General features: G+C 64.6%; 16 protein-coding genes. 4 read left to right on the forward strand and 12 right to left on the reverse strand.

The features are described from left to right. Nucleotides 1-16 precede the first annotated feature (16 nt). The 9 genes from KVP70_RS11825 to KVP70_RS11865 form a co-directional block, all read right to left on the reverse strand. The gene (locus KVP70_RS11825; RefSeq protein WP_217942402.1) at nucleotides 17-1,213 is read right to left on the reverse strand and encodes an acetyl-CoA C-acyltransferase; all 1,197 of its coding nucleotides are present in this window, start codon (nucleotides 1,211-1,213) and stop codon (nucleotides 17-19) included. 54 nt (nucleotides 1,214-1,267) lie between these two features. Continuing rightward, complete coding sequence (locus KVP70_RS11830) at nucleotides 1,268-1,717, reverse strand: PaaI family thioesterase (protein ID WP_026334897.1); 450 nt, start codon at nucleotides 1,715-1,717, stop codon at nucleotides 1,268-1,270. Between the two features lie 56 nt (nucleotides 1,718-1,773). After that, a complete protein-coding gene (locus KVP70_RS11835; RefSeq protein ID WP_217942403.1) occupies nucleotides 1,774-4,173 on the reverse strand; it encodes a 3-hydroxyacyl-CoA dehydrogenase/enoyl-CoA hydratase family protein in 2,400 nt (799 codons plus the stop codon). An 18-nt stretch (nucleotides 4,174-4,191) separates the two neighbouring features. Further along, a complete protein-coding gene (locus tag KVP70_RS11840; RefSeq protein WP_217942404.1) occupies nucleotides 4,192-5,982 on the reverse strand; it encodes an acyl-CoA dehydrogenase C-terminal domain-containing protein in 1,791 nt (596 codons plus the stop codon). Between the two features lie 48 nt (nucleotides 5,983-6,030). Then, nucleotides 6,031-6,651, reverse strand: a complete 621-nt coding sequence (locus tag KVP70_RS11845; protein ID WP_217942405.1) for a TetR/AcrR family transcriptional regulator — start codon at nucleotides 6,649-6,651, stop codon at nucleotides 6,031-6,033. 269 nt (nucleotides 6,652-6,920) lie between these two features. Beyond that, nucleotides 6,921-8,183, reverse strand: a complete 1,263-nt coding sequence (locus KVP70_RS11850; RefSeq protein ID WP_217942407.1) for a DUF2264 domain-containing protein — start codon at nucleotides 8,181-8,183, stop codon at nucleotides 6,921-6,923. A 9-nt stretch (nucleotides 8,184-8,192) separates the two neighbouring features. Further along, a complete protein-coding gene (locus KVP70_RS11855; RefSeq protein ID WP_217942408.1) occupies nucleotides 8,193-9,344 on the reverse strand; it encodes a glycoside hydrolase family 88/105 protein in 1,152 nt (383 codons plus the stop codon). A gap of 102 nt (nucleotides 9,345-9,446) precedes the next feature. Next, nucleotides 9,447-10,757: a BNR repeat-containing protein gene (locus tag KVP70_RS11860; protein ID WP_217942409.1), complete on the reverse strand. Its 1,311-nt coding sequence runs from the start codon at nucleotides 10,755-10,757 to the stop codon at nucleotides 9,447-9,449. Next, entirely contained in the window at nucleotides 10,744-13,596 is a 2,853-nt protein-coding gene (locus tag KVP70_RS11865) for a TonB-dependent receptor (RefSeq protein ID WP_217942411.1), read from the reverse strand. The genes KVP70_RS11860 and KVP70_RS11865 overlap by 14 nt, the downstream gene beginning before the upstream one ends. 207 nt (nucleotides 13,597-13,803) lie before the next feature. On the opposite strand from KVP70_RS11865, the gene KVP70_RS11870 reads away from it, so the two are divergent. Both KVP70_RS11870 and KVP70_RS11875 read left to right on the forward strand, forming a co-directional pair. Next, on the forward strand, nucleotides 13,804-14,823 hold the full coding sequence (locus KVP70_RS11870; protein WP_217942412.1) for a LacI family DNA-binding transcriptional regulator: 1,020 nt from the start codon (nucleotides 13,804-13,806) through the stop codon (nucleotides 14,821-14,823). Continuing rightward, a complete protein-coding gene (locus KVP70_RS11875; protein WP_217942413.1) occupies nucleotides 14,823-16,172 on the forward strand; it encodes an MFS transporter in 1,350 nt (449 codons plus the stop codon). The genes KVP70_RS11870 and KVP70_RS11875 overlap by 1 nt, the downstream gene beginning before the upstream one ends. Here KVP70_RS11875 and KVP70_RS11880 read toward each other — a convergent pair. Together KVP70_RS11880 and clsB are read right to left on the reverse strand one after the other, a co-directional pair. Beyond that, on the reverse strand, nucleotides 16,169-16,552 hold the full coding sequence (locus KVP70_RS11880; RefSeq protein WP_217942414.1) for an RNA-binding S4 domain-containing protein: 384 nt from the start codon (nucleotides 16,550-16,552) through the stop codon (nucleotides 16,169-16,171). The two genes, KVP70_RS11875 and KVP70_RS11880, sit on opposite strands and share 4 nt — an antisense overlap. Then, the gene (gene clsB / locus KVP70_RS11885; protein ID WP_217942416.1) at nucleotides 16,549-17,712 is read right to left on the reverse strand and encodes a cardiolipin synthase ClsB; all 1,164 of its coding nucleotides are present in this window, start codon (nucleotides 17,710-17,712) and stop codon (nucleotides 16,549-16,551) included. The genes KVP70_RS11880 and clsB overlap by 4 nt, the downstream gene beginning before the upstream one ends. An 87-nt stretch (nucleotides 17,713-17,799) precedes the next feature. Between clsB and KVP70_RS35200 the strand changes: the two genes are divergently transcribed. Next, nucleotides 17,800-18,105: a transporter substrate-binding domain-containing protein gene (locus KVP70_RS35200; protein WP_217942417.1), complete on the forward strand. Its 306-nt coding sequence runs from the start codon at nucleotides 17,800-17,802 to the stop codon at nucleotides 18,103-18,105. 9 nt (nucleotides 18,106-18,114) lie between these two features. Beyond that, nucleotides 18,115-18,600 (forward strand): substrate-binding periplasmic protein, encoded by a 486-nt coding sequence (locus KVP70_RS35205; RefSeq protein ID WP_217942418.1) that lies wholly within the window; start codon nucleotides 18,115-18,117, stop codon nucleotides 18,598-18,600. Between the two features lies 1 nt (nucleotide 18,601). Here the strand turns inward: KVP70_RS35205 and KVP70_RS11900 are convergent, their stop codons facing one another. Continuing rightward, the gene (locus tag KVP70_RS11900) at nucleotides 18,602-19,429 is read right to left on the reverse strand and encodes an endonuclease/exonuclease/phosphatase family protein (RefSeq protein ID WP_217942419.1); all 828 of its coding nucleotides are present in this window, start codon (nucleotides 19,427-19,429) and stop codon (nucleotides 18,602-18,604) included. Nucleotides 19,430-19,464: the final 35 nt, after the last annotated feature.

Consider the following 19,464-nt stretch of genomic DNA (forward strand, 5'->3'; position numbering starts at 1 on the left):
AGTTTACACGCGCGCTTTATACACGCTCAATGATACCTGCCGCGCCCATGCCTGCGCCTACGCACATGGTGACCATGCCGTATTTCAGGTTGTTGCGACGCAGTGCGTGCACCACGGTCGCAGCGCGGATCGCGCCGGTTGCGCCCAGCGGGTGGCCCAGGGCGATCGCGCCACCCATTGGGTTGACCTTGGCTGGGTCCAGGCCCAGGTCGCCGATGACGGCCAGTGCCTGTGCCGCAAACGCTTCGTTCAGTTCGATCCAGTCCAGCTGATCCTGGGTGATGCCGGCAGCTTTGCACGCATCTGGAATCGCGAACTTGGGACCGATGCCCATGATTTCCGGTGGCACGCCCTTGACGGCGAACGACGAGAACTTGGCCAGCGGGGTCAGGTTGTGCTCGCGCAGGAATTTCTCCGACACGACCAGCAGCGCGCCGGCGCCGTCGGACATCTGCGACGAGTTGGCGGCGGTGACCGAACCCTTGGCGGCGAACACTGGCTTCAGCTTGCCCAGCGATTCAACGGTCGAATCGGCGCGTGCGCCTTCGTCGGTGTCGACGGTGCGGGTCTTGATCTTGATCTCGCCGGTGGCCAGGTCAGGCGTGCGGGTGATGATCTCGACCGGGGTGGTCTCGTCCTTGAAGAAACCGGCCTGCTGCGCGGCGATGGCGCGGCGGTGCGATTCAACGGCGAACGCGTCCTGCGCTTCGCGCGAGATTTTCCATTGGGTCGCCACTTTTTCAGCGGTCAGGCCCATGCCGTATGCCATGCCGACGTTCTCGTCGGTGAACATGTTCAGGTTCATCGATGGGTGGTGGCCCATCATCGGTACCATCGACATCGACTCGACGCCGCCGGCGATCATCGCATCGACTTCGCCGACGCGGATGCGGTCGGCGGCCATGGCCAGCGCGGTGATGCCCGATGCGCAGTAGCGGTTGACGGTGACGCCGCCGATGGTCTTAGGCAGGCCGGCCAGCAGCACCGCTTGACGGGCGATGTTGAAGCCCTGTTCCGCTTCCGGGAACGAGCAGCCGATGATGGCGTCGGTGATCAGCGATGGGTCCAGGCCAGGCACTTGCGCCAGGGCCGATTGCAGCACGCGCACCAGCAGGTCGTCCGGGCGGGTCTTGTTGAACATGCCGCGCGGCGCCTTGCCGATCGGGGTGCGGGTGGCAGAGACGATGTATGCGTCTTGAATTTGTTTGCTCATTTTGTTCTTTCGAAAATTTTTGATCGAAGACTTAGCGGGATCGTAATAAATACGTTACGCCCGCTTCTCGGATAAATACCAATCCACTTGAACCTGTGCGGCCAGCGTGCCGGCGGCGTCGAAGATGTCGACTTCCACCGGGAACGCCACCTTGCCCTGCTCTTTCAGCTCGGCCTTCAGCGCGGCCAGGTCGCCAGGGACGCGGCCTTCGGCGCGCGTGGCGCCCTTGGCTACTTTCTGGTACTGGATGCGCGATTCCTTGGCGACCGGGCGCAAGCCCAGGATCAGCTCCGCGAAGCCGCCAGCCATGGCCGCGCCGGAAGCCGTTTCGGCCAGCGTGAACAAGGCCCCGGCGTGCTGCGTGCCCAGGTGGTTATTGAGCTTCGGGTCCTCCGGCATCGACACTTTCGAAGTGCCGCTGCCGATCTCGTCGATCCTGATCCCCAGCAAACGCACGAAGGGCAAGGTGTCCATCATTTGTTGCTTGATACGGTCGTACACCATGCTAGGCCTCACGCGCAGTAGAACTTTGAATACCAGTTTCAGGATCGACATACCGATTAATTGCGGACTGGCTTACCGGTCTGCATCATGCCCATGATGCGTTCCTGGGTCTTCGGATGGTTCAGCAGTTCCAGGAAGGCTTTACGCTCCATGTCCAGGAACCACTGCTCGCTCACGAACGAACCCTGGTCGATATCGCCGCCCGACACGATCTCGGCGATCATCTCGCCCAGCTTGAAGTCGTGGGCGGAGATGAAGCCGCCGTCGCGCATGTTGACCAGCTGGGCCTTGATGGTGCCCCAGCCGTAGCGGCCGGTCACCTGCACAGGGGTCTTCAACGGCGGACGATAGCCCTTGTCGAACATGGCGCGCGCTTCCACCTTGGCCACGTGCAGCAGCTCGTAAGGGTTGAACACGATCACGTCGTCTTCTTTCAGGTAGCCCATGGCCTGCGCTTCCAGTGCCGACTTCGACACGTTGGCGGTAGCGGCATTGGTGAAACCGGTCTTCAGGAATTGCAGAATGTCGGTGCCCTTGGCTTCCTTGAACGCGCGCACAGCCGCTTCTTTCAAGCCGCCGCCCGCAGGGATCAGGCCGACGCCCACTTCCACCAGGCCGATGTAGGATTCGATCGAGGCCACGCGCTTCGACGCGTGCAGCGCCATTTCGCAACCGCCGCCCAGCGCCAGGCCAGCAACAGCAGCCACCACCGGCACGTTCGAATATTTCATCGCCATGAAAGTGTCTTGCAGTTCGCGGATGATCGGGTCGACTGCCTTGGCGCCGCCCTGCATGAACGCAGGCAGTGCCGATTGCAGGTCGGCGCCGGCCGAGAACGCGCCGCCGTCGGCCGCGTCCGCGCTCCAGATCACCAGACCCTTGAAGTTCTTCTCGGCTTCGGCCAGTGCCTTGCGGAAGCCGGCGATCACGCCCGGGCTGATCACGTGCATCTTGGTCTTCAGCGAGATCACCAGCACGTCGTCGCCCGAGTGCCACAGGCGCACGTCGTCGTCTTCATGCACGGTGGTGCCGGCGGTGCGGCCGTCGATGGCGCCCGAACCCAGTACCGGTGCGCGGAATGCCTGGCAGTCGTAGACGGCCAGCGACGAGCGCGGCACGAACGATTTCGACACGGCGGACCACGAACCTTCAGCGGTGTGGACGCCGCCTTTTTCAGCGACCGGACCTTCGAACACCCAGGCTGGCAGCGGTGCGTTGCACAGTGCGTGGCCGGCGTCGATGTCTTCCTTGACCCAGGTGGCCACTTGCGACCAGCCTGCCGCCTGCCACGTTTCGAACGGGCCGACGTTCCAGCCGAAGCCCCAGCGCATGGCGAAGTCGATGTCGCGCGCGTTGTCGGCCACGGTGTCCAGGTGGATCGCGATGTAGTGGAAAGCGTCGCGGAAGATCGCCCACAGGAACTGGCCTTGTGGGTTGGTCGATTCGCGCAGGGCCTTCATCTTCTTGACCGGATCTTTTTCCTTCAGGATACGGGCAACGATGTCGGCGGCCTTGCCGCCGCCGGCGACGTATTCACCGGTGGCGAAGTCCAGTCGCTGGATTTCCTTGCCAACTTTTTTGTAGAAGCCGGCGCCGGATTTCTGGCCCAGCGCGCCTTTTTCCACCAGGCCAGCCAGCACGGCCGGGGTCTTGTAGACGGCGGCGAACGGATCGTTCGGCAGGTAGTCCTGCATGGTCTTGATTACATGGCCCATGGTGTCCAGGCCGACCACGTCCGCGGTGCGGAAGGTGCCCGACTTGGCGCGGCCCAGCTTGGAACCGGTCAGGTCGTCGACCACGTCGCACGACAGGCCGAATTTTTCAGCTTCGTGCACGATCGCCAGGATGCCGAACACGCCGACGCGGTTGGCGATGAAGTTAGGCGTATCTTTGGCGCGAACCACGCCCTTGCCCAGGGTGGTGGTCAGGAAGCCTTCCAGCTGGTCGGAAATTTCCGGCTTGGTGAACTCGGTCGGGATGATCTCGACCAGGTGCATATAGCGCGGCGGGTTGAAGAAGTGCACGCCGCAGTAGCGCGATTTCAGGTCGGCGTCGAAGCCTTCGGACAGCTTGGTGATCGACAGGCCCGAGGTGTTCGAGGCGAAGATCGCGTTAGCGGCGATGTGCGGAGCGACCTTCTTGTACAGGTCGTGCTTCCAGTCCATGCGCTCGGCGATGGCTTCGATGATCAGGTCGCACTCGGCCAGCTTGGCCAGGTCGTCCTCGTAGTTCGCTACTTCGATCAGCGCGGCGTGGTCCTTGTTGCCCAGTGGCGCAGGCGACAGTTTCTTCAGGTTCTCGATGGCGCGCAGCACGATGCCGTTCTTCGGACCTTCTTTTGCCGGCAAGTCGAACAGTACGACTGGCACTTTGGCGTTGACGCAATGGGCGGCGATTTGCGCGCCCATCACGCCGGCGCCCAGCACGGCTACTTTTTTAACGATGAAATTGGTCATGTCGTTTCCTTTAAGTTCTTAGAACAGGTCGGCGTCGAGCGCCATCAGGTTGGCGGAGCCCGAACGTGCCTGGCGAATCAAGGTTGCAGTTTCTGGCTGCAGGCGGGCGAAGTAGAAGCGCGCCGTGGCCAGCTTGGCTTTGTAGAAATTGTCGCCGCTGTCTTCTTTGGCCAGGGCGATTTTCGCCATCTGTGCGAAGAAGTAGCTGTACACCATGTGGCCGACCACGCGCAGGTAAGGTACGCATGCCGCGCCGACTTCGTCCGGGTTCTGGAAGGCTTTCATGCCGATTTCCATGGTCAGCTTGGTGACCTTGTCGCCCAGGTCGCCCAGCGGGGTGACGAATTCGCTCATCGCTTCGTCGGTGCCGTTGTCTTCCACGAAAGCTTTGATCTTCTCGCCGAACTTGCGCAGCTTGGCGCCGTTGTCGCCCAGGATCTTACGGCCCAGCAGGTCCAGCGACTGGATGGTGTTGGTGCCTTCGTAGATCAGGTTGATACGGGCGTCACGCACGTACTGCTCCATGCCCCATTCGGAGATGTAGCCGTGGCCGCCGAACACTTGCATCGCTTCCGAAGTGGCGATCCAGGCGTTGTCGGTGATGAAGGCCTTGATGATCGGGGTCAGCAGCGCGACTTCGTCGGCGGCTTCCTTGCGCACTTCTTCGTCAGGGTGGTGCAGTTCGCGGTCGATCTGCAGCGCGACGTAGGAGGTGAAGGCGCGCGCGCCTTCGGCGAAGGCCTTGCCGGTCAACAGCATGCGACGCACGTCAGGGTGGACGATGATCGGGTCGGCTGGCTGGTCAGGATTCTTCACGCCCGACAGCGAACGCATCTGGATGCGGTCCTTGGCGTAGATCAGCGCGTTCTGGTAGGCGATCTCGGTCAGGCCCAGCGACTGCATGCCCACGCCCAGGCGGGCCGCGTTCATGAACACGAACATGGCGTTCAGGCCCTTGTTCGGCTGGCCGATGATCCAGCCACGGGCGCCGTCCAGGTTCATCTGGCAGGTCGAGTTGCCGTGGATGCCCATCTTCTCTTCGATGGCGCCGCAGGTGATCGGGTTGCGTTCGCCGATCGTGCCGTCCGCTTTCGGCAGGAACTTAGGCACCAGGAACAGCGAAATGCCTTTCGAGCCTTCCGGTGCGTCCGGCACGCGGGCCAGCACCAGGTGCAGGATGTTTTCCGCCATGTCGTGCTCGCCGGCCGAGATGAAGATCTTGTTGCCGGTGATCAGCCACGAGCCGTCTTCCTGTGGCAGCGCTTTCGAGCGCAGCATGCCCAGGTCGGTGCCGCAGTGCGGTTCGGTCAGGCACATGGTGCCGGTCCATTCGCCGGAGACCAGCTTAGGCAGGTAGACTTCCTTCTGGTGGTCGGTGCCGTGTTCCTTCAGGCACTCGTAGGCGCCGTGCGACAGGCCCGGGTACATGGTCCAGGCCTGGTTGGCCGAGTTCAGCATTTCGTAGAACGAGTTGTTCAGCACCACCGGCAGGCCCTGGCCGCCGTATTGTGGATCGCAGGCCAGCGCGCCCCAACCCGCTTCAACGTACTGCTTGTACGCTTCCTTGAAGCCTTTAGGCGTGGTCACGGTGTGGGTCGCTGCGTCGTGCTTGCAGCCTTCGCGGTCGCCCGAGTGGTTCAGCGGGAACAGCACTTCGGCGGTGAATTTGCCGCCTTCTTCCAACACCTGGTTGATGATGTCGGCGTCGACTTCGGCGTAATCCGGCAGCGACTTCAGTTCTTCTTCCACTTTCAGGAATTCGTGCAGAACGAATTGCATATCCCGGATTGGCGCGACGTATTGACCCATGATTTTCTCCTGATGACTTTTGTAATGACTACGATGTGAATGAGTGTTTTATTGCTGTGCCACCACCGCGGACGGCGTTTGCGGATTACGGTAGGTTTCGATCAAGCGTTCGAAGCCGGTGGCGGCCCGGCCCAGGCTGCCCGGAATGCGCAGGAAGCGCGCATCGTGGTGCAGTGCCAGGATCAGGCCGTACATTTCGTACACCAGCTGCTGCGGGTCGGTGTCTGCCTTGAGGTCGCCGCATTCGACGCACTGCTTCACGCAGCGCAGCAGCGCGCCCTGCCAGGCGCCGACCATGGCCATCAACTCTTCGCGGATCGGACCTGGGCGGTCGTCATACTCCACCGCGCCGCTGATGTAGATGCAGCCCGAAGCCACTTCCACGCTGACCCGCTTGACCCAGCGCGCAAACATCGACTTGAGCCGCTGAATGCCGCGCGGCTCCTTGACGCTGGGGAAAAACACTTCCTGCTCGAAACGATGGTGGTACAGCTTCAGTACTTCCAACTGCAAATCTTCACGCGAGCCGAAGTGGGCGAACACGCCGGACTTGCTCATGTTCATCTTATCCGCGAGCAAGCCGATGGTCAGGCCTTCGAGACCATCCCGGCTGGCCAAATCCAGCGCCACATCCAGGATTGCCGCGCGTGTCAGTTCGCCTTTGCGCATAAATTTAGTTGAGGTATTAATAAGATTGCATCCCAAGGTAACATTCATGTGGAGAAAAGAGTATTCTGCTCCACTTGAATTTACTCCGTGTGAAAAGAATTGCGAACGCTCGTACTATTATCCAGCGAGGGGTAAAAGTCAAACAGTACCGTTAGAGGTGGCGTTCTATTATCGCGACGCAACGGCGCTATTGCCGAAAGGAACAACTTTCGGCAACAGCGTGGCGGTATGGCAGGGGTGGGAGGTGGCTGGACGACGGTGGCCGCAGCTCAATATTTCACTGGGTAGTCCTTGGGGAACTGGCGGCCCGAATAGGCCAGCTTCTGGGTCCAGTCCTGGGCCGGCGCGGTCCAGTAGGGATCGTCCTGCGGCAGGCCCAGCGACAGGAAGCCTTCGGACGCGATGTACATGCTGCCGTTGTTGGAATACCAGTCGCCCAGCTCCGGATGGTGGCCGACGAAGCCGATGGTGAGGAAGCCGTCGTGGGTGAAGTTGCTGGGCTCGGACCACACGGCCTGGTGCGCCGCGTGCAGCGCCGCCCTCACCTGCCCGGCCTGCAGGCTGGCCGGCAGCTGCTTGCGCCAGGCCAGCAGGCCCAGCGGCTGGAATACGGCGGTGCGGTAGGTCAGCGAGCGGCCGATGGGTGGATAAGTGCCGGTCGGCGAAATGAAACGCTCCAGGTGCTCGCTGTAGCGCTGCATGCGCTTGACGGCCTGCGCCAGCAGCTCTTCCGAATTGCCGCCCCAGAAAGGCGTCTTGGACCGCGCCAGCACTTCCAGGATTTCCACCAGCATCGGGTAGATCACGTAGGAGTTGTAGTAGTCGAAGTGGAAGGCGTCGCCATCCTTGATCCAGCCGTCGCCGGCGTACCACTCGTTGATCTTGCGCACCGCCAGGCTGATGCGCATCTGGTCGTATTGCTCGCCGATCGACATCAGCCACGCTTCGTTCATGGCGGCGAATAACAGCCAGTTGGTGTACGGAGGATCGACCCGGCGCAAGCTCTTGATCTCGGCGACGATGCGCTGCCTGGTCACGCTGTCGAGCGGTTCCCACAAGGCTTTCGGCGCCCGCATCAGCGCGTTGGTGAAATAGGCCGAATCGACCAGCGCCTGCTCCGGGCCCTTCCACAGCAGGTAGTCCGGGTTCTTCGGATCGACCGAGTTGGCGTAGCTTTGCAGCGCCAGCTGCTGCAAGCGCTTGCGGGTCTTGCCTTCTGCGCTGCCGTCTTCCGGCAGCGCCAGCCACGGCGCGGCGCCGGAGATCAGGCGGCCGAAGCATTCCAGATAGGTCACGCCCTGGTCGCGGCCGTCCCAGGTGGGGCTGAGCTCGAGCGGGAAATTCTTCTTCAGCTTGCCTTGCGCCATATTCGACAGCACCGGCTCGGCCATCTTTTGCAGCAGGCCGGCCATGTAGGCGCGCTCGCCGCCGGCGGCAGGCGCGTTGCTGGCGGCGGCGACGGCGCTGCCGCCCATCAAACCGGTGGCGGCCGAGCCGGCCAGCACCGCGTGCATAAAGTTACGACGTTCCATCTTGTCCCCTTATTGTTGATCGAGTAAGCGTACCAGTTCCGCCGACGCCAGCAGGAAAGCGCCGACGCCGAAATCGGCGGTGGAATCCTGGTCCACCACCTGCCCCGGTATCGCGCGGTCGCCGATGGGCTGGACATAGCCGACCCGGCCGTCCGCCTGCAGGGCCACCTTGCTCAGGTAGTGCCAGCTCTTGCGCACCACCGGCAGGAATTCGTCGCGCGCCAGCACGCCGTGGTTGATGCCCCACAGGTAGCCGTAGGTGAAGAAGGCGGTGCCGCTGGTCTCCGGCCCCGGCGCGTGCTGCGGATCGAGCAGGCTGCGGGTCCAGTAGCCTTCCGGTTGCTGGACCCGCTTGAGGGCCTGCGCCATGTCCTGGAAGCGGGCCACGTATTGCGCGCGGTGCGGATCGTCGGCCGGCAGCTCGTCCAGCACGCGCGCCAGCGCGGCGAACACCCAGCCGTCGCCGCGCGACCAGAAGTCCTTCTTGCCGTTGACGCTGGCGTGCGCGGGATAGACGTACTTGGCATCGCGGTAGTACAGCTTTTCGATCGGGTCGTACATGATGCGGTTGGCGTACTCGAAATACTGGTGCAGCTTGTCCAGGTAGCGGCGGTCGCCGGTGGCCTTGTACAGCTTGGTCATCACCGGCATCACCATATACAGGCCGTCGGACCACCACCAGTAATCGTCGCGCGGCGTGCTCATCTCGTATTCCATCACCTCGCGGGCGCGGGCGATCTTGCGCGGGTCCGGCGCCAACTGGTACAGGTCGGCATAGGTCTGGAAGCAGATCTGCCAGTCGCCGAACAGCACGTGCTCGTCGGTCTCGCCGTAGCTCAGCTGCCAGCGGCTCTTGTCGGTCGAGCGTGCGCCCATCCACTGGTTGTGCGCGGCCCAGGTCTCGGCATAGCGGCGGTAGTCCTCATTGTGGGTGACCTGGTAGGCCGCCATATTCCCGGTCTGATAGGCCGCCACATGCCAGAACGCCCATTGCTGCGCCGGCGTGGTGCGCTGCCAGTGGCCGTTGACCTGGTCGATGATGGCGATCACTTCCGCCCGGTTGCCGCCGATGGCCGCGTTGTCGGCTGGCCGGGTGGCGCAGCCGCCCACCGCAAAGGCCAGCAGCAGCAAACATCCTTGCGCGTATTTTTTAAAGTTCATGGGACCGTTGAAAAAAAGGCCGAAGGCGCAGGCGGGCCGCCTTCGGCATAAACACCCGGGAACCATGAAGAGGACCCGGTCTGGAGTGCACTGTCAAACACATCAAGGCTTCCACTGCCACACTTGCACCGGCGACGACGCGCCGGCGGACGCGCCCTCGCCGTCCAGCTGCGGCACGTCCTGCACGAACAGGTGCAGCTCGCCGCGACGCCGCCACAGTTCGGTATCGAATGATGGCTCCCACGCGCCGACCGGCGCCGCGCCCAGGTCGCGCACGGTCCAACGCGGCCGGCGCAGATCGGCGATGCTGGCCACCGAGACCTTGCTGCCGCGCTCGGCGTCGCGGAACACCAGCAAGGCGCGGCGACTGTTGCGATCGCCGTCGACCATGATCTGCGGCCGCGACACCGGTATCGCCTTCGTACCCAGGCCGCTCAGCGAGAACGGCGTGCGGCGGAAATCCAGGTCCAGCTGGCGCCATGCGCCGCCGTCGCGGTACAGCAGGTGATACTGCGGCACAGCCGAGCCGGCCGCGCGCCAGTAGCTGGCGATCACCGGCTGGCCGTCGGCGCCGGCCGCCATCGAAGTCTGGTTGATCAACTCGCTGTTCTGCGGAATGCGCGCCGCGTACTCCGCGCTGTCGGCCGTGATCGGCAGCGTGTAGCGTTCGCCGTTGCTGCGTTCCCACGTCAGGCCGCCGTCGCGCGAGCGGGCGTAGGCCATGTCGTGGTTGCTGGCCACGTCCGGCGATTCGCGCCACACCCACGACAGGTGGATGGTGCCGGCGCTGTCGACGAACGCTTGCCAGTAGGCGCTGCGCTGCCCTTCCCCGCCGATCAGCTTGCTGTGCAGCCGGGTCCAGCCGGCGCTTGCCACGTCGTAGCGGTTCATCACCAGGTTGCCGTGGCCGGAGCCGCCGTCGCGGTACAGGAACAGCAGGCCGCCGTCCGGACAGCGGAAGAATTCGGGATAACTGGCCGAGTCCTCGTCGCGCCCCAGCATCGGCATTTCCGCAGTCAGCTCCAGCCCGCCGGGCCGGGTGCTGCGCGCGTAACGCAGGCGCTGGTTGTGCACGTCCCACGCCAGGTGCAGATAGTGGGCGCCGTCAACCATGATGCTGATGCTGTTGTGCGCGTCGGCCGCGTTGCCGCGATACGGCGTGCGACGCAGGGTCCAGCGCCTGGTCCCCAGCTTGCGCTTGCCCAGCACCACGGCCGCATCCTTGTCGTAGAAGGCGATGTACTGGGTATCGCCATCCGACACCAGCGAGTTCTTGCGGAACACCACGGCGTTGACCGAATTGTTGGCCCAGCCCGGCGCGACGTCGACCACGCGCGCGGGACCGGCGGCGGCCCGCGCCGCGCCGGCCACGCAGGCCAGCAGCAATAGCGACAGGCGCTTAGAACTTGCCACGCAGTCCAACCTTGACGGTGCGGCCGTCGTACTTGGCGTAGTCCATGCGCGTCTTCTTGCCGCTGCCGTACTGGCCGCTGGCGTCCTCGAAGTAGTCGTAGGCCAGCGTGTTGGACAGGTTCATGGCGTCCAGGCGCAGTTCCAGTTGCTCGCTGAGCTTGTAGCTGACGTTGGCGTCCAGGTAGCCGCGTCCCGCGTGCCAACGGATCAGGTCGTCACCGAGGTTGCGCGGATTGTCCGGATGCAGCGAGCGGCCCTTGTAGTTGTAGGACATGCGCAGCGCCAACGGTCCCCGTTCATAGTAGGCGGTGGTGCTGTAGGCGTACTTGGGCACCGAGTTGACCGCGATCTCCTGGCCGGCGTTGGTGACCCACTTGGCGCTGTTGAACGGATCGATGTGGGTGTAGCTGGCCAGCGCGCCCAGGCCCTTGAACGGTTCCGGCAGGAAGGTGAACGCCTGCTGGTAGGACAGCTCGTAGCCCTTCAGCGTCTGCTCGCCGGCGTTGGTGTAGCTGCGCAAGGTCATCGGCAGGCTCGGGTCGACGCGGCCGTTGGCGTCCTGGAAGATCGCGCCCAGCGCCGTGTCCGGCAAGCCCAGCGCGCCGAAGGTGGTGTTGCTGGTGTTGGCCACGGTGGCATCGGTCAGCTTCTTCCTGAACACGGCGGCCGACAGCAGGCTGCCCGGCTGGAAGTACCACTCCAGGCTGGTGTCCAGGTTCTTCGACTGCTGCGGTTTCAGGCTGGCGTTGCCGGCGGTGGCCGAGTTGTCGAACGGATTCGGGATGACGGTCTGCGCCGCGATGATCGACAGCGACGCCCGGCTCACGGTCTTGCCCCACGAGGCGCGCCACATCAGGCTGTCCGTCAGGTCCAGCGCCGCGCTGAAGGCCGGCAGCACATTGCTGTAGGTGCCCTGCTCATGGTTGGGAGCATAGACCAGGCTGGCGCCCTGCTGCTTGAAGTTGTCGATGCCGGTTTCGGTGCGCGAGTAGCGCACGCCGGCGTTGAAGCGCAGTTCATGGCTGCCGACCATGCCCTTGAAATCGGACTGGAGGAAACCGGTCGACACTTTTTCCGTCGCGCCAAAGCTCTGCGCCGGCGTGAAGGTCGCCTCCGAGTTGTAGGCCAGCGGATCGAAGGCCGAGAAGGTCGACGCGCGGGTGAACGTGCCCCAGGCGTGCGGCCAGCCGGCGCCCATGTCGAGGTTGTCGACCGGCAGGGTGGTGGTCATCAGGCCGCGCATGCCGGCGTTGCCCAGTCCGTTGAGCTTGGCGGTGGCGGCCGCCGTGCCGTTGCGCTTGGCGATGCCCTTGGTGGTTTCCACATACACCAGGCCGGTCTTCAGGTGGCCGGTCCAGTCGCCGGGCAGGTCGTAGTCCCAGTCCGCCACCAGCCGGCCCTGCTTGCCCTTGTCGGTTTCCCGGGTCCAGGTGGTGCCGACGCCGAAGCCCTGGTAGTTGTTGACGTCGGTATAACTGGCGGTGGACGACAGCGATGGATAGACGTGGTCGCTGCCATAGTCGATGGTGGAGTCGACGCCGAAGATCTGGCCCGACAAGGTGTCCTGGTAGCTGACGGCGTTGCTGTTGTTGCCGCTCAGCTGGCCGGTCAGCACCAGCTTGTCGCTGGCGGCCCAGCGCCCGTTCAGCGCCGCATAGCCGAACTTGGTTTCGTCCTCGCTGTAGGTGACGCCGCTGCTGTACGAGGTGTTGCCGAAGGTGCCGGTCAACAGATTGGAGTCCGGATCGATGTGCACGTTCAGCGGCACCAGGCCGCTGTGGCCGTTCTGGCCGGCCGGCGCGGCGCGGTTGGTGGTCTTGCTGTTGCGGATCAGCAGGCCCATGTACATCTCGTCGCGGCTGTTGGTCAGCCTGGAGCCCAGCACGTCCAGGCTCAGGTTCAGGTCGGCGGTCTTGTATTGCAGCGACGACACCAGGCCGTCGCGGGTGCGCTCGTTGGCCGAGCCGTAGAAGCGGTAGATGCGCGGCAGCAGCGCATTGTCGATCTGGCCGCGGCTGTAGCCGCCGAGGTTGGCGCGCGGGTCGTCGTAGTCGAGCTGCAGCGCGAAGTTGCCCTTGACCGGACTCTGGCTGCCGCGCGCCGAACTGTTGTAGCCGCCGGTCGCCTCGAAGCCGGAGCGGTTGTTGGTGCTGGACGAATGCGACACCCCGGCCAGGAAGCCCCAGTGGCCCCAGGTGTTGGAAAACAGCGCGAAGCCCATCGGGTCGGCGTGCTTGGACATGGTGTTGTACGACTCGGTCAGCGCATAGCGGATGGTGCGCTTGGGATTGTCGAACGGACGCGGGGTTTGCAGGTCGACCACGCCGCCCAGGCCACCTTCGCTGAGCTCGGCCAGCGGCGACTTGTAGAAATCGACCCGGCCAAACAGTTCCGACGCGAACACGTCGTAGTTGAAGCCGCGCGCCGCGCTGCCGATGGTGCTGGTGGAGGTGGTGTTGACCGGCGCGCCGTTCAGCGTGGTCACTGAGTATTCGGTCGGCAGGCCGCGGATCGAGATGCGCTGGCCTTCGCCCGAGCTTTCGTCGCGGTTGAGGATGATGCCGGGCACCCGCTGCAGCGATTCGGCGATGTTCGCCTCGGGGAATTTGCCGATGTCCTCGGCCACGATGGAATCGCGCACGCCGATGGCCTGCTGTTTCAGGTTCAAGGCTTTTTGCAGGCTGGAGCGGAAGCCGGTGACCACCACCGTGACCGGCTCGGCGGCGCCCTCCGGCGCGGCAGGTGCGGCCGGTGCGGCCACATTCTGCGCGGCGGCGTCCGCCCCGTAGGCCGCGGCCAGCGCCAGCGGCAGCAGAGAAGCGAGTAGTTTTTTACGCATTATTTCCCCCGTTGTTGTTTGCAACAATCTAAAAGTTCACTGTGTAGTTTTTTTCACGCCACGCCGGTGTCTCCCGAAAAGCGCGCCGCGCTGCTGCCTGATTTTTTGGCATATCGCATGTGGTCACGTTACCATTCATCGAACTCATCGTACAACTTAAATTTCTCAAATACGCTGATCGCGTACCGAATGTGGTATCGTGACCACATGACAAAAGCAAGCAAACTCAGTGAAGTCGCGAAAATCGCCGGGGTCTCGCCGATCACCGCCTCGCGCGCAATCCGGGGCAATGGCTACGTGTCCGAGGCGGCGCGCACGCGCGTGCTGGCGGCGGCCGCGCAGCTGAACTACACGCCCGACATGCTGGCGCGCCGCATGCGCGGCGACAAAAGCAAATTGATCGGCGTGTTCGTCAACCACTACGGCTCGCTGGTGCTGCACGAGATCACCAAGGCCATCAGCGACGAGGCGCGGCGCCAGGGCTACGACATCCTGCTGTTCAACGCCGAACGCTTCGACCTGCCCAGCCGCACGGAAACCTGCGCCATGCTGGGCCAGCTGTGCGCCGGCCTGGTGCTGCTGTTGCCGAACGCGGCCGACGGCTACCTCGACGTGGTCGAACGCCAGAGCCTGCCGTGCGTGTTCGTCGGCTTCGAGGCGCGCCCGATGAACTTGCCGGTGGTGGTGGTGGAAAACCGCATCGGCGCCCGCACCGCGGTCGAGCACCTGCTGTCGCTGGGCCACCGCCGCATCGCCTTCATTGGCGGCACGGCCGGCACCGGCCAGGGCGCCGAGCGCCTCAAGGGCTACAACGACGCGCTGCTGGCGGCCGGCCTGACGCCCGATCCGGCGCTGGCGGTGGACGGCAACTTCTCGCAGACGGGCGGTTATGCCGCCGCTGAACAACTGTTGTCGCTGGAGGTGCCGCCGACGGCGATCTTCGCCGCGAACGACGAGACCGGATTCGGCGCGATCGACGCCATCCACAGCCGAGGTCTGAAGGTACCGGACGATATCTCGGTGATTGGCTTCGACGATATCTCGACCTCCAGCTTCGTCCATCCGCCATTGACCACCATGCGCCAGCCTAACGCCGACATGGCGACGCGCGCCGTCGGCGAACTGCTGGCGCTGATCGATGGCGGCGAGAAGCAGGCCAAACGCATCGGTTTCCCGATGGACCTGGTGCTGCGCAGCTCCACCGGTCCGCTGCGCCGGCCGGACTGATGGACGTCGACGGCGCCGTGGCCAGTCCGCGCGTCGGCGGCAAACGCGCCGCCTGGGGTTACGCCTCGGCCGGCCTGCTGGCGGTGCTGTTCTGGCTGCTGGTGGGCGACTTGGCGATCTCGATCCGCGAACGGGCCGCGCTACCGAGCGGACTGGAGCTACTGCGCCGCAACGGCGCCTCCGACACCACCACCTCGCTGCTGATGTCGACCGTGCCCGCCCTGCTGAGCGTGCTGCTGGTGCCCCTGCTCGGCTACCATTCGGACCGCCTGCGCAGCCGCTGGGGCCGGCGCCGGCCGTTCTTGCTGGTGGTGGCGCCGGTGGGCTGCGCCGCCATGCTGGGCCTGGCCTGCTCGCCGGCGCTGGGCGCGCTGGCCGACGCCGCGCTCGGCGCGCTGTCGCCGGGGCGTCGGCTGTGCAACCTGGCCGCCTTCAGCCTGTTCTGGACCATCTTCGAATGCGCCGGCATCAGCGCCGTGTCGCTGTTCACCGGCCTGGTCAACGACGTCGTGCCGCAGGGGCTGCTCGGACGCTTCTACGCCGCCTTCCGCATCGTCGGGCTGGGCGTCGGCATCGCCTTCAACACCTGGGTGTTCGCGCTGACCGACCAGTACCTGGGCGAGATCCTGGTCGCCATCGGCCTGGTGTTCGGCCTGGCGTTGCTGCTGGTGTGTCTGATGGTCGACGAGCCGGCCTGCGGGGCGCTCCCCGACGGCGAGCGCCCCGCAGGCTGGCGCGCGCTGGCCGTGCCGCGCGCCCACGTGCTGGCCTGCTTCGCGCATCGCCCCTTCCTGTGGGCGGTGGCGGCCTTCATGCTGGCCAGCGTCACCTTCAGTCCGTTCAACACCTTCTACCAGTACTACGCCCACCTGTCCGGCATTCCGAAGGCGACGCTGGGCACGCTGACGGCCTATGGCTATGCGGTCTCCATCGCGTCCGCCTTCGGCATCGGCTGGCTGGTCGACCACTACGGCGCGCTGCGGGTATCGAGCCGCGTCATGGCGCTGTACTGCTGCGCCGCCGCGCTCGGCTACCTGAGCCTGGGCAACGCGGCCGCCTTCCCGTGGTTCTACCTGGCGCATGTGGTGGTGTCCGGCGCCTGGTTCACGGCGGCGGCGTCGATGCCGATGGCGCTGTTTCCCAAGGCCCAGTTCGTGCAGTACAACTCGAGCAAGGACTTGATGGTCGTGCTGGGCAATATCCTGGTCAGCGGCGTGCAGGGACCGGTGCTCGACCTGTCCGGCCATGACTACCGGCTGACCCTGCTCAGCGGCGCCGTGTTCGCGCTGCTGTGCGTGCTGTGTCTGGCGCGCCTGCAAGCGCGGCCGGCGCCAGCGGACAACGGCTAGTCGTAACCGCCGGCCTTACCCAGTTGACGGCGGTCGCGCTTGGTCGGCCGGCCTTTGAAATCCGCGCTTGGTTCGCGGAACATCTTGCGCTGCTCGGCCACGGTGGCGCGGCGCGCGACGCTGGCGTCGGTTTCCTCGTACAGGTTGCGGGCGATGGGCGCGGCAGCCCGCACGTCGGACAAATTCATCACGTCGACCTCCCAGCGGTCGGAGCCGTTGTCGATGTCCAGCGTGTCGCCGACCCGCACCGCGCGCGCCGGCTTGACCTTGTCGCCGTCGAGCTTGACCTTGCCGCTGTCCACCGCCTCGGTGGCCAGCGAGCGGGTTTTGAAGAAGCGCGCGGCCCACAGCCATTTATCCAGTCTGACACTATCGCTCAAGCGTATTTCCCCACTGCGAAAATCCGCATCGCCAGCTTGTACGCGAAAAACGCGATCTCGTAGCCGACGCGGCGGAAGCGGCCGACGTGCTCGAAGTCGGCGTTGTTGACCACCACGCCGTCGGCGATGGCCGCTTCGATGTGCTGACGCAGGTTTTGCGCGAAGACCGCATCCTTGATCACCACATTCGCTTCTTGGTTTAAAAACAGGCTCAAGCCGTCCACATTGCTCGATCCCACGGTGGCCCAGTCGTCGTCGATCACCGCCACCTTGGCGTGCAACTGGGTCTTGTGATATTCCACCACTTTGACGCCGGCCGCAAGCAGCTTCGGGTAGAAGGAATGCGCGACCGCGTCCTGCAGCCAGATCTCGCCGACGCCGATCAGCAGCGTCACCTCAACGCCGCGCTGGGCGGCGGCCGCCAGCGCGTGGCGAAACCTGGCGCCCGGCGCGAAATACGGATTGGCCAGCAGCACGCTCTTGCGCGCGCGCCCCAGCGCCTGCATGTAGGCGCGCTGTATCGTCCTGCGGTTGCGGAAGTTGTCGCGCACCACGAAGCCGGCCTGCACCATGTTCTCGCGGGCGATCTTGTTGACCTTGCGCATGTCGCGGAACAGGCCGATCCGCTTGATGATGCCCAGCTTGCCCAGCCGGCGCCACTGCGTCAGCGCCTCCAGCTGGATGGCCGCCACCAGCGGTCCGCGCACCTGCACCGCGAAATCCCAGCGCGGCGCCGACAGGCTGATCGCGTGGTTGTAGTCGCAGAACATATCGTCGTTGATATTGATGCCGCCGACGAAGGCGAGCTCGCGGTCGACCACGCAGATCTTGCGGTGGGTGCGGGTGACGCCGCGCTTGAACCAGGGATTGAAGATGCGGTGCTCGACGCCGGCCTCGACCAGCCGCGCATGCATGGCGTTGACCTGGCGGCGGCCGGTGCCCCACCAGTCGGTGATCATGCGCACCTGCACGCCGCGCCGGGCGGCGCCGCTCAGCGCGGCCAGCACCGCGTTGCCGGTGTCGTCGCCGGCAAAGATGTAGGTCTCGAAATACACCTCGTAGCGGGCGGCCTCGATCGCGGCTATCAGCGCCGGAAAGAAATCGGTGCCCGTGTGGAGCAAGGTGACTTCGTTATCGGCGATAAAATTTACAGTGCGCATAGCTGGATTCTACCCTTGAGTTCCGAAAAAGGGCGCGTCGCAGGAAACAAGTCTATAATTAATTGCAACCCTCGTGGAGCACGATGCATGCTGACCCGTAGTCTACTGACGTTGCTGGCAATGTGCTGGGCCCAGGCCATGGCGGCCGAGCTTGAGGGCGACTGCCCCAAGGTGGTGGTGTCCGCCGATCCCGACTATCCACCGCTGCACTGGTACGACGGCAAGGAGTTGCGCGGCCCCAGCATCGAGCTCGCCACCCGCATCCTGGCCGACCTGAAGATCCCCTATGAAGTGCGCTATGTCGGCCCGTGGAAGCGGGTGCTGGCCAACGCCTCGGTCGGCAAGATCGACCTGGTGGCGACGCTGAAAATCCAGCCGGAGCGCGAGCGCTAGCTGGACTTTGTGCGCACGCCGGCGTTTCCCAATCCGGTGGCGGTGTTTGTGCCGCGCCAGCGCAGCTTCATCTTCAACACCTGGCAAGACCTGGCCAGCCACAAGGGCGGCATCGCGCTGGGCAATACCTTCGGCCAGGAATTCTCGCAGTATGCGGCCGCCCATCTGCGGCTGGAGGAATCGGGCACGGCGGACAGCAATTTCCGCAAGCTGGGCCTGGGCCGCATCGACTATTTCGTCAGCGGCCTGTTCACCGGTGAGGCCTGGCTGGCCCGTCACGGCCGCAGCGCGCAGATCGTGGCGATGCGCCCCTTCCTGGCGGAAGACAAGAACTACTACGCCTTCTCCAAGTTCAGCCCCTGCACCCGCCATCTCGACGCGTTCGAGGCGCGGCTCAAGGAGCTGGTGGCCAACAAGACCAACATCGCCATGCTGAACGCCAGCCTGCAAGACATAGCCGTCAAGCTCGACAGCGCGACGCTGGGCCGCAAATAGCTCAGGCCAGCGTCAGGTTGGCGACGATGGGCGCGTGGTCGGACAGCTTGGCCCACAGGCTGCCGTGCATCACCTCGGCCGCCTCCACCTTGAAGCCGCGCACGTAGATGCGGTCGAGCCGGAAGAACGGCAGCGCGGCCGGAAAGGTGCGGGCCGGGTTGACGCCCAGATTGATGCTGGCTTTGCGGCTCAGCGTGCGCACGATCTCGTCGAGCGCGGAGTTGGAGCCGATCTGGTCGAAGGCCTCGACCACGCCGAGCGCGTTGCGCAGTTCGCCGCCGAGGGTGTTGCGCCAGTCGTTGAAATCGCCGGCGATGATGACCGGCTCGCCGTCCGGCGCGGAGGCGCGCACGGCCGAGATCAGCGCCTGGGTCTGGCGGCGGCGGCCCGCCTCGAACAGGCCCAGGTGCACCACATAGCAATGCACCGTGCCGTGCGGCGTGTTCAGCACGCAGTGCAGGATGCCGCGCTGTTCGTAGGCGTGGTCGGAGACGTCGTGGTTGGCCTGGTTGGCGATCGGGAAGGCGCTCAGCAGCGCGTTGCCGTGGTGGCCGTGGTCGTAGATCGCGTTCATGCCGTAGGCGGCGTGGGCGTGGCGCGACTCGCCGGCGAAATACTCGTGCTGCGCCGCGGCGGGCCAGTGCTTGTGGCCGAAGTGTTCGGCGCCGTACTTGGCGGCGTTCAAGTCATGCTTGCCCTGCACCTCTTGCAAAAATACCACGTCGGCGTCGAACAGACCGATCGCCTGCTTGAGCGCCAGCACCCGCGGCTCGCTGCGGATGGCGGATACGCCCTTGTGGATGTTGTAGGTCGCGACTCGGATTTTCATCCTTCTATTCTAACCCTGAGTCCGGGATCTGGGCG

This window comes from Duganella violaceipulchra (assembly GCF_019166075.1).
In the GTDB taxonomy this organism is placed as follows: domain Bacteria; phylum Pseudomonadota; class Gammaproteobacteria; order Burkholderiales; family Burkholderiaceae_D; genus Rugamonas; species Rugamonas violaceipulchra.

Coding starts and splice junctions, on each gene's coding strand:
- KVP70_RS11825 (WP_217942402.1), bottom strand. CDS start 1,213: ATGAGCAAACAAATTCAAGACGCATACATCGTCTCTGCCACCCGCACC.
- KVP70_RS11830 (WP_026334897.1), bottom strand. CDS start 1,717: ATGGTGTACGACCGTATCAAGCAACAAATGATGGACACCTTGCCCTTC.
- KVP70_RS11835 (WP_217942403.1), bottom strand. CDS start 4,173: ATGACCAATTTCATCGTTAAAAAAGTAGCCGTGCTGGGCGCCGGCGTG.
- KVP70_RS11840 (WP_217942404.1), bottom strand. CDS start 5,982: ATGGGTCAATACGTCGCGCCAATCCGGGATATGCAATTCGTTCTGCAC.
- KVP70_RS11845 (WP_217942405.1), bottom strand. CDS start 6,651: ATGCGCAAAGGCGAACTGACACGCGCGGCAATCCTGGATGTGGCGCTG.
- KVP70_RS11850 (WP_217942407.1), bottom strand. CDS start 8,183: ATGGAACGTCGTAACTTTATGCACGCGGTGCTGGCCGGCTCGGCCGCC.
- KVP70_RS11855 (WP_217942408.1), bottom strand. CDS start 9,344: ATGAACTTTAAAAAATACGCGCAAGGATGTTTGCTGCTGCTGGCCTTT.
- KVP70_RS11865 (WP_217942411.1), bottom strand. CDS start 13,596: ATGCGTAAAAAACTACTCGCTTCTCTGCTGCCGCTGGCGCTGGCCGCG.
- KVP70_RS11870 (WP_217942412.1), top strand. CDS start 13,804: ATGACAAAAGCAAGCAAACTCAGTGAAGTCGCGAAAATCGCCGGGGTC.
- KVP70_RS11875 (WP_217942413.1), top strand. CDS start 14,823: ATGGACGTCGACGGCGCCGTGGCCAGTCCGCGCGTCGGCGGCAAACGC.
- clsB (WP_217942416.1), bottom strand. CDS start 17,712: ATGCGCACTGTAAATTTTATCGCCGATAACGAAGTCACCTTGCTCCAC.
- KVP70_RS35200 (WP_217942417.1), top strand. CDS start 17,800: ATGCTGACCCGTAGTCTACTGACGTTGCTGGCAATGTGCTGGGCCCAG.
- KVP70_RS11900 (WP_217942419.1), bottom strand. CDS start 19,429: ATGAAAATCCGAGTCGCGACCTACAACATCCACAAGGGCGTATCCGCC.